Genomic DNA, 7,286 nt, shown 5'->3' with positions numbered 1-7,286 from the left:
AGGCCCACCAAAGCGAGTTCCGGCCCGACCTCGACCTACCCGCCACCATGTGGCTCGTCGTCGAAACAGCCCTACGCGTGTCATTCCAGTACGTGCTGCAGCCCAAACCCCGTATGTACCAACAGCAATTCAGCGCCGCCTAGGTCGACATGGCCGCCCGATACTGCCTAACCTGACCCGACCGGTGTCGTGCAGCGCTACGGCGGTACCGTCGATAAATTTACCGGCGATGGAATCATGGCGGTCTTTGGTGCGCCAAGAGCGTTGGAGGATCACGCCTTTCGGGCCTGCCTGGCCTCATCTCTTTGGACACGACTCGCGACCGGTCACCTCGCGCTGATTAGTCGAGCCGGACCGACTTGATCGTCACGTCCTTGGCGGGCTTTCCATCGTCGCTGCCGTCGGCCACCCCGGATTCGGCGATCTCGTCCAGCGTGGCCAGACCGGTTGCGTCGACGGTGCCGAACACGGTGTAGGTCGGCGGCATCACCGAGTCCTGATACACCATGAAGAACTGACTGCCATTGGTGCCCGCACCCGAGTTGGCCATCGCCAGGGTGCCGCGCGGATACAGCACCGGCGTCTTCAACGCGGGATCGGTCAGCCGATATTGGTTGGTCGGGTACTCGTTCGGGAACCGATAGCCCGGCCCGCCGGTACCCGTGCCTGACGGGTCGCCGCACTGCAGCACCCCGAGGTCCGGCGCGGTGGTCAGGCGGTGGCACGGCGTGTTGTCGAAGAAGCCCTGCTGGGCCAGGCTGGCGAAGTTGTTGACCGTGCACGGTGTCTTTGCGTTGTCGAGTTGCAGCCCTATGTTGCCGTCGCTGGTGCTGAGGCTGACGCTGATCAGCGCGGGATCCGTCGGAACTCGGCCGTTCCTTGGTGGCTTAGCGGGCTTGCTTGCCGGTTCGGTGGTGGCCGGATATTGGCAGTTGGACCCCAGCGTCGCCGGCGGTTTGAACGGCGGCAGCGTGGCGTCCACGGTCGGGGCCGGCGTCGCCGTGTACTCGGGATATGTCGGGTACAGATCCGAGTTTTCCAAGTTGCGGGCCAGGACCACGAAGAACACCACGCTGAGCACCACCACGAGAACCGCGAATGCCGTGAACAAGTAGCTGATCACCAACCCCGCCAAGGCCAGCCCGCGGCCTTCCTCGCCGGTTTTCTTGATCTGCGACAGCGAAATGTGGCCGAACACGATGCCCAGCGGCGCGAAGACGAACGCGCATACCAGCGACGCGATCGCCAGCGCGTTCGTCGCCTTCGGTTGGGCATAGCCAGCTGAATAGCCGTAGTACTCCGTCGGGTACCCGCCCTGGGGTAGTGGCGGATATTCACCCGACGGCGGTGGCAAGTACGCGCCGTGCGGCGGTGGCGGAGTCGTCATGCCGTCAATCCAACAGGATCGACTTCACCTGGACCTCTTGTGCCGGCTTGCCGTCCTGCGCGCCGTCGGCAACCCCGGCCGCGGCGATCTTGTCCAGCGTTGCCAGGCCGGTCTCGTCGATGGTGCCGAACACCGTGTAGTTCGGCGGCAGCTGAGAGTCCTTGTACACCAGGAAGAACTGGCTGCCGTTGGTGCCCGGCCCGGCGTTGGCCATCGCCAGCGTGCCGCGTGGGTACACCACCGGCTCGGTCAGCTTCGGATCGTCGGGTTGGAATTGGTTGGTCGGGTACTCGTTGGCGAATTCATAGCCCGGCCCGCCCGTGCCCTGGCCCGTCGGATCGCCGCACTGCAGCACAGCAAGTGCCTCGCTGGTCGTCAGCCGGTGACACGGGGTCTCGTTGAAGAAGCCCTGCTGCGCCAGGCTGGCGAAACTGTTGACCGTGCACGGGGACTTGGCGTTGTCCAGCATCAGGCCGAGGTTGCCCTGGTTTGTCGACATGCTCGCACTGACCTGCGCCGGATCGGTCGGCACCTTGCCGGCGCGCGGCGGGTTGACCTGCTTGCTCGCCTTCTCTTGCGACGCCGGGTATTCGCAGTTCTCGCCGAGACCGGCAGGCGCCGCGAACGCGGGCAGCTGGCCGGGGGCGGCGGGAGCCGTCGGTGTGGGGGTGGCCGACGTCGTGGTGGCGGCCGAGGCGGTCTCAGTTCCCGAATCGCGGTTGGTGATGACGACGGTGGCCACCACGGCGGCGATCACGACAATCGCGGCCAATGTCGAGCCGATGATCGTGTAAATGCGGCGCTTGCGTGCCCTTTCCGCCCGACGCTCCAGCTGTCGTTCGAGTTTGCGCTTCGCCGTCGCTCGCCGTTGTTCGTTGGTCGGCACCGCCGGTGTCCTCCTGGTGGTCTTCCGTCGCCGGGACGGCGACATCACTCACAGTCGGCAACGAGTGTGCCAGGCGTTGCTGAGCGTGGCGCCGCCACCCACTTGAACAGGGGGTGGGAAACTTGTCGTCGTGTTGATCACCGGATTCCCGGCGGGCATGTTGGCGTGCAATTGCTACGTGCTGGCCCAGAGCACCGGCGCGGACGCGATCATCGTCGACCCGGGCCAGCGGGCGATGGCCCCGCTGCGGCGGATTCTGGATGAGAACCACCTGACCCCTGCAGCGGTGCTGCTGACCCACGGCCACATCGACCACATCTGGTCGGCGCAGAAGGTGGCCGACATGTATGGCTGCCCTGCCTACATTCACCCCGAAGACCGGTTCATGCTGACCGATCCGATCAAGGATTTCGGGCCGAAGCTGGCCCAGATCGCATTCGGGGCGCTGTTCCGCGAGCCCAAGCAGGTCGTTGAGCTGGACCGCGACGGCGACAAGATCGAACTCGGCGGCGTCACGGTTACTGTCGACCACACGCCTGGCCATACCCGTGGCTCGGTGGTGTTCCGGGCCTCTGACGGTCCCGACGACGTCGTCTTCACCGGCGACACGTTGTTCCGTCGCTCGGTAGGTCGTACCGACCTGCCGGGAGGCAGCGGCCGGGACCTGCTCGGCTCGATCGTGACAAAACTGTTGGTGCTCGACGACGACACCGTGGTACTACCGGGACACGGCGAAAAGACCACGATCGGCGTCGAACGCCGCACCAACCCGTTCCTCGAAGGTTTGACCCAGTGACTGAGTTTCAGGCGCCCAAGGGCGTCCCTGACTATCTGCCCCCCGAATCGGCGCAGTTCGTCGGTGTGCGCGACGGCCTGCTCGACGCCGCCCGGCGCGCCGGCTACGGCGACGTCGAGCTGCCGATCTTCGAAGACACCGCGTTGTTCGCCCGCGGGGTGGGTGAGTCCACCGACGTGGTGTCCAAGGAGATGTACACCTTCGCCGACCGCGGCGACCGCTCGGTGACGTTGCGTCCGGAGGGCACGGCGGGGGTGATGCGCGCCGTGATCGAGCACGGCCTTGACCGCGGACCGCTACCGGTGAAGCTCTGCTACTCAGGGCCGTTCTTCCGCTACGAACGCCCACAGGCCGGCCGCTACCGGCAGCTGCAGCAGGTCGGCGTGGAGGCGATCGGCGTCGACGACCCCGCGTTGGACGCCGAAGTGATCGCCGTCGCCGATGCGGGGTTCCGATCGCTGGGCCTCGACGGGTTCCGGCTGGAAATCACATCACTGGGCGACGACAGCTGCCGGCCGCAGTACCGGGAACTGTTGCAGGACTTCCTGTTCAAGCTCGACCTCGACGAGGAGACCCGTCGGCGCGCCGAGCTCAATCCGCTGCGGGTGCTCGACGACAAGCGGCCGGCCGTACGCGAGATGACCGCTGATGCGCCCGTCATGCTGGATCACCTCTCCGATGTGGCCAAGCAGCACTTCGAGACGGTGCTGGCGCATCTGGACGCGCTCGAGGTGCCATACGTGATCAACCCGCGGATGGTGCGCGGGCTGGACTACTACACCAAGACGACGTTCGAGTTCGTTCACGACGGGCTTGGCGCGCAGTCGGGCATCGGTGGTGGTGGCCGCTACGACGGGCTGATGGGTCAACTCGGCGGAAAAGACTTGTCTGGCATCGGGTTCGGCCTCGGCGTCGACCGCACGGTGCTGGCCCTGAAGGCCGAGGGTAAGACCGTCGGAGGCACCGCGCGCGTCGACGTGTTCGGTGTTCCGCTGGGGGAGCAGGCCAAGATGAAGCTGGCGGTGCTGGCCGCACGGCTGCGTGCCGCCGGTGTGCGCGTCGACCTGTCCTACGGCGACCGAGGGATCAAGGGTGCGATGCGCGCCGCCGACCGCTCCGGCGCCTCGATCGCGTTGGTCGCCGGTGACCGCGATATCGAAGCGGGCACCATCGGTCTGAAGAATCTCGCTACTGGTGAGCAGGTCGACTTCGCCGCCGATGCTGTTCTCGCCGAAGTACTTTCGCGCCTCGGCCGCGCCTAACTCCCCGCGTGGGCCCACACGTGAGTAGGGGATGACCGTGTCTGCACAAAGACACGCCGTGAAAGTACGTACAAAAGTGGTCGCTCGCGCGCTACCGAACGCCGTGGACCGCCGCTGTAAGCACTTCGTCGAGGTTGCCGATCCCGCCCGAAAACGGGTTGCCGCGCACCAGAACTCGCATGCCGTTCGGCGTCGCCGCCACAAGTTTTGGTGAGCTGGACGTAAGCTGCATGGCGCGCTGGAACCGAACCTGATCCAGCGGTGCCACGACGGAGCCGTTGCCGTCGACGAATACTCGTCGTCCCCGGTCGAAGACCGCAACCGGCGCATAGGTGTCCAACGGTTTCGAGCGACTTCGGCGAATGCTGCGCAGCGTCGCGAGCGTGGCGGCCGCCACCACCACGCCGACTGCCAGGAAGGCCGCGCCGAGGGCTGCCGACGGCGTCGATGTCAGCAGCGCGACCGCTCCGAACCCGCCGACGACCAGTGTGATGACGCCGAGGACGAACGCCAGCGTCGACAGTGGGCCCGTGCGGCGGTCGATCACCAATACCAGCGGACCTTGTTCGGCGACGACCGAGCCGCCAACTTCGGCGATCACCCGTGGCTCAGGGTTCATATCGGCAGTGTTTCACGCTCGACAGGCGCGCGCGTGCACGTTGCGGGGCGGGTCAGATGGCCATCGCGGCGCGGACGTCCGCCTCGGATGCCGAGCCGCCGGTTCCGCTGGACGTGATGCGGCCCGCCTCCAAGATGTAGTAGCGCTGCGACGACTCGAGCGCGAAACCGATGTGCTGCTCGACAAGCAGCACGCCGAGGCCGCCACGGTCGGTCAGCGCGGTGATCGCCGCTTCGATCTCGGCGACCACCGACGGCTGGATGCCTTCGGTCGGCTCATCGAGGATCAGGCACTTGGGCGAAGTGATCAGAGCACGGGCGATCGCCAACTGCTGACGCTGCCCGCCCGACAGCAAGCCCGCTCGGCGCGTCAGCAGTTCCTTCAACGCGGGGAACAAGTCGAGCTGCTCGTCGATCAGCTGTTTACCGTTTTTGCGCCCGTCGGCGACAACTTGAAGGTTCTCCGCCGTCGTCAGCTGACCGAACGACTGCTGACCCTGCGGCACGTAGGCAAGGCCGCGCGCCACCCGCGCGCTTGGCCGCAGCTTGGTGATGTCGTCACCGTTGAAAAGCACCTTGCCCGCACTGCATTTGAGCAGCCCGACCGCGGCGCGCAGCAGCGTCGTCTTGCCCGCGCCGTTGTGGCCCATCACCGCAGCCACCCCGTCGGAGGGAACTTCGAGATTGACGCCGTGGATGACCTCGGAGCGGCCGTAGCCGGTGTGGACGTCGACAAGCTCGAGCATCAGGAGCTCTCCTCGATGAGATCGGAGGGGATGTCCCCTAAAGATGAAGCACCCGCGGCAGCGGTACCGAGATAGACCTCCTGCACCTTGGGGTTGGCCTGCACCTCAGCCACCGAGCCCTCGGCGATCACCTGCCCCCGCGCCAGCACCGTCACCGAGGTGGCGAAGGCGCGCATGAAGTCCATATCGTGTTCGACGACGACGACCGTGCGTTCACCGCCGATGCGGCGCAACAGATTTCCGGTCTCCTCACGCTCTTCGTGGCTCATGCCGGCGACCGGCTCGTCGAGCAGCAGCACGTCGGCGTTCTGCACCAGCAGCATGCCGATCTCCAGCCACTGCTTCTGCCCATGCGCCAGCACACCCGCGGGCTTGTCCACCAGGTCGGTCAAACCTGTTGTCTCCAAGGCTTCCTCGATCGACGGCAGAACGCCCGACCTTCGCTTCAGCAGCGTCCACGCCGAGCGCCCGGCGCCCGCCGCGATGTCGAGGTTTTGCAGCACCGTCAGCTGTTCGAAGACGCTGGCGGTCTGGAATGTCCGGCCCACTCCACGCCTGGCGATCTGATGCACCTTCTTGCCAAGCAGCTCCACGCCGGACTTGCTGATCGAACCGGTCGCGGGCACCAGGCCGGTGATCGCGTCGATCACCGTGGTCTTGCCGGCGCCGTTGGGTCCGATCAGGAACCGCAGGTCGCCCTGGAACAGCGTCAGATCGACGTCGCTTACCGCCTTGAACCCATCGAAATCGACTGTCAGACCGCGGACTTCGAGGTACTCAGTGCCCATTCCGACGTTGCCGCCGGCAATCGGCTCCAGCTCTGAGGTGGTCATGACGCCGGCACCTTTTCTGGCTCGGGCTCTGGCTCAGGTTCCGGTTCGGGTACCAGTGGAGCGGGTTTGCGCCTGCGCCACCGGCGCAACGCAGATAGTCCGGCGAATCCGGCGGGGAAGAAGCCGACGACCACGATGAACAGCAACCCCTGGGCGTATGTCCATTCCGACGGAAAGCGTTCGGAGAACAGGGTTTGCGCCCACGCCACACCGATCGCACCGAGTACCGGACCGAGCAGCGTCGTGCGTCCACCGATCGCCACCCCGATCAGGAACGCGATCGAGGGCAGGATGCCGACCTGTGATGGCGCGATGAACCCGACGATGGGGGCGAACAGCGCACCGGCGATGCTGGCGAACAACGCGGCGACGGTGTAGGCGACGACCTTGATGTTGGCCGGATCGTAGCCGAGGAAGCGCACGCGTTCTTCACCATCGCGCACCGCCACCAACAGCTCGCCGTATCGGCTCTGCATCAGCTGCCGAACGACCGCGACGACGAGTAGCAGCACACCGGCAGCAATGAAGTACAGCATCCGCCGGTTCGCCGGGTCGTTCAGTGTGAATCCGAAGAAGGTGCGAAACCTGTTGAGCCCGTTGCTGCCTCCGACGCTGGTCTGTCCGACCAGCAGGATGGCCAGGGCCGCCGCGAGGGCCTGCGACAGGATTGCGAAGTAGGCGCCCTTGACGCGACGCTTGAACACGCCGAACCCCAGCGCCGCGGCGATGGCCGTCGGCAGCAGAACGATCGCCAGCAG

Annotated in this window: 8 protein-coding genes and 1 pseudogene; 3 read left to right on the top strand and 6 right to left on the bottom strand. The window is 66.0% G+C overall.

The annotated features are described in order from the left end of the window. Positions 1-183: 183 nt before the first annotated feature. Positions 184-300 (top strand): annotated as a pseudogene (locus VFH65_RS32020) (cyclase); the annotation flags it as partial. Between the two features lie 40 nt (positions 301-340). On the opposite strand, the gene VFH65_RS06000 reads toward VFH65_RS32020, so the two are convergent. Both VFH65_RS06000 and VFH65_RS05995 read right to left on the bottom strand, forming a co-directional pair. Further along, positions 341-1,387, bottom strand: coding sequence for a peptidylprolyl isomerase (locus VFH65_RS06000; RefSeq protein WP_353320238.1), 1,047 nt, complete (start codon positions 1,385-1,387; stop codon positions 341-343). Between the two features lie 4 nt (positions 1,388-1,391). Further along, positions 1,392-2,273 (bottom strand): peptidylprolyl isomerase, encoded by an 882-nt coding sequence (locus VFH65_RS05995; protein WP_353320237.1) that lies wholly within the window; start codon positions 2,271-2,273, stop codon positions 1,392-1,394. 130 nt (positions 2,274-2,403) lie between these two features. Here VFH65_RS05995 and VFH65_RS05990 point away from each other — a divergent pair, with 130 nt between their 5' ends. Together VFH65_RS05990 and hisS are read left to right on the top strand one after the other, a co-directional pair. Further along, on the top strand, positions 2,404-3,069 hold the full coding sequence (locus tag VFH65_RS05990; protein WP_353320236.1) for an MBL fold metallo-hydrolase: 666 nt from the start codon (positions 2,404-2,406) through the stop codon (positions 3,067-3,069). Continuing rightward, positions 3,066-4,331, top strand: coding sequence for a histidine--tRNA ligase (gene hisS / locus VFH65_RS05985; RefSeq protein ID WP_353320235.1), 1,266 nt, complete (start codon positions 3,066-3,068; stop codon positions 4,329-4,331). Before VFH65_RS05990 ends, hisS begins: the two co-directional genes overlap by 4 nt. A 91-nt stretch (positions 4,332-4,422) precedes the next feature. On the opposite strand, the gene VFH65_RS05980 is transcribed toward hisS, so the two are convergent. From VFH65_RS05980 to VFH65_RS05965, 4 genes are all read right to left on the bottom strand, one after another. Further along, on the bottom strand, positions 4,423-4,950 hold the full coding sequence (locus VFH65_RS05980) for a hypothetical protein (protein ID WP_353320234.1): 528 nt from the start codon (positions 4,948-4,950) through the stop codon (positions 4,423-4,425). Between the two features lie 52 nt (positions 4,951-5,002). Further along, entirely contained in the window at positions 5,003-5,695 is a 693-nt protein-coding gene (gene urtE, locus VFH65_RS05975; protein WP_353320233.1) for an urea ABC transporter ATP-binding subunit UrtE, read from the bottom strand. Continuing rightward, positions 5,695-6,528: an urea ABC transporter ATP-binding protein UrtD gene (gene urtD / locus VFH65_RS05970; RefSeq protein WP_353320232.1), complete on the bottom strand. Its 834-nt coding sequence runs from the start codon at positions 6,526-6,528 to the stop codon at positions 5,695-5,697. Before urtD ends, urtE begins: the two co-directional genes overlap by 1 nt. Further along, the coding region (locus tag VFH65_RS05965; protein ID WP_353320231.1) for a branched-chain amino acid ABC transporter permease at positions 6,525-7,286 on the bottom strand (762 nt) is incomplete at its 5' end. The genes VFH65_RS05965 and urtD, both read right to left, overlap by 4 nt.

Source organism: Mycobacterium sp., assembly GCF_035697385.1.
Classification (GTDB): Bacteria; Actinomycetota; Actinomycetes; order Mycobacteriales; family Mycobacteriaceae; genus Mycobacterium.
The sequence above is the reverse complement of the archived record's forward strand: the minus strand, read 5'-3'. Positions and strand labels throughout refer to the sequence as shown.

Coding starts and splice junctions, on each gene's coding strand:
- VFH65_RS06000 (WP_353320238.1), bottom strand. CDS start 1,387: ATGACGACTCCGCCACCGCCGCACGGCGCGTACTTGCCACCGCCGTCG.
- VFH65_RS05980 (WP_353320234.1), bottom strand. CDS start 4,950: ATGAACCCTGAGCCACGGGTGATCGCCGAAGTTGGCGGCTCGGTCGTC.
- urtE (WP_353320233.1), bottom strand. CDS start 5,695: ATGCTCGAGCTTGTCGACGTCCACACCGGCTACGGCCGCTCCGAGGTC.
- urtD (WP_353320232.1), bottom strand. CDS start 6,528: ATGACCACCTCAGAGCTGGAGCCGATTGCCGGCGGCAACGTCGGAATG.